The following is a 1202-nucleotide window of genomic DNA, read 5'->3' on the forward strand; positions in this document are numbered from 1 at the left end:
TTCCGTGACTGCCACCGTCGCGCGCGCCAGATGGCCAACGCGCTGACCAGCCTCGGCGTCAAACCCTCCGACCGGATCGGCACGCTGGCATGGAATGGCTACCGTCACCTGGAGTTGTATTACGGCGTCTCCGGTATGGGTGCCGTTCTGCATACCATCAACCCTCGCCTGCATGAAGACCAGGTCGCTTACATCGCGAATCATGCCGAAGACCAGTTCATCTTCTTCGACCTGACCTTCCTGCCGTTGATCAAGGCCATCGCCGGCCGCTGCGAGACGGTCAAGGCGTTTATCGCCATGACCGATCACGCCCACATGCCGAAAGATGCCGGCATTGACAACCTGCTGTGCTATGAAGACGTGATCGAGCAGTGTTCGTCCGACTACTCCTGGCCGGTTCTCGACGAGGACGCCGCCAGTACGCTCTGCTACACCTCTGGCACGACGGGCAACCCGAAAGGAGCCCTGTACAGCCATCGCTCATCGATGCTGCACACCTATGCGGCGGCGCTGCCTGATGCCCTGAACTGTTCGGCGCGCGACGTGATCCTGCCCGTCGTGCCGATGTTCCATGTGAACGCGTGGGGACTTCCGTACATCGCGTGCATGGTGGGGGCCAAACTTGTATTCCCCGGGCCGGCGCTGGACGGCAAATCGCTGTATGACCTGCTCGAAGCCGAACAGGTTACGCTCTCCGCTGGCGTTCCGACTGTCTGGCAAGGCCTGCTTGGTCATGTTGAGGAAACAGGCCAGCCATTCTCGAGCATGAGACGCACCATCATTGGTGGCGCGGCCTGTACCCCGGCCATGCTGCGCAAGTTCCAGGAAACATATGGCGTATCGGTATTGCACGCCTGGGGGATGACTGAACTGAGCCCTATCGGCACCGTCGGCACCATGAAGGCCAGGCATATCGGGATGTCCCAGGAAGAGCGTGATGCCGTGCAATCCAAACAGGGCCGTGTGGTGTTTGGCGTCGACATGAAGATCGTTGGCGCGGACGGGATCGAGTTGCCTTGGGACGGCACGACCTCTGGTGACCTGCTGGTGCGTGGGCCATCGGTGGTGCGCGACTACTTCAGAAACGAAGGGGATAGTCCGCTGCGGCTCGATGACGAGGGACAAGCATGGTTTCCGACCGGCGATGTTGCGACCATCGATGCCGATGGCTTCATGCAAATCACTGATCGCAGCAAAGACGT

Annotated in this window: 1 protein-coding gene; it reads left to right on the top strand. The window is 60.5% G+C overall.

Annotated features, from left to right (window positions below; genetic code table 11):
* The coding region (locus P0D89_RS53145) for an AMP-binding protein (protein ID WP_408379666.1) at positions 1 to 1202 on the top strand (1202 nt) is incomplete at both ends.

The organism is Paraburkholderia sp. RL18-085-BIA-A (assembly GCF_046027075.1).
Classification (GTDB): Bacteria; Pseudomonadota; Gammaproteobacteria; order Burkholderiales; family Burkholderiaceae; genus Paraburkholderia.